1 protein-coding gene is annotated in these 342 nt (G+C 44.4%); it reads right to left on the bottom strand.

What is annotated here, in order from left to right; translation table 11 throughout:
• On the bottom strand, window positions 1-342 hold a 342-nt coding region (locus I6U50_RS15790; protein ID WP_198639559.1), incomplete at both ends, for a malectin domain-containing carbohydrate-binding protein.

Raw genomic sequence — 342 nt, forward strand, 5'->3', positions numbered from 1 at the left:
TGTGCAGAAAGGTCTACAGCCTGAAGGGAAGCAGGTACCACTCCTTCTATAGAAACATCAAAAATCCTTGTACCTGCTGCTGAAGTACCCGAATAGGAATTCCCCATATATAAACGAACCGCATAGGTGCCGGGACTATCCACCGGAAAAGCATAGGTCATATTGGGTTCACCTTTGCCCCTATCAAAACGTTCAGTGTCATAAATACTTACCGGGGTCGTAGATTGATCGACCGTTGCGGTATAATTTGTCATTCCTCCGGAAAAGGTACTGTTAAGTCCGGGGTAGCTTAAATAAGCAGAATTGTTGTTAGCAGTATCTTCTTCCCAATCCAATTTCCCA

This window comes from Salegentibacter maritimus (genome assembly GCF_016236975.1).
Classification (GTDB): domain Bacteria; phylum Bacteroidota; class Bacteroidia; order Flavobacteriales; family Flavobacteriaceae; genus Salegentibacter; species Salegentibacter maritimus.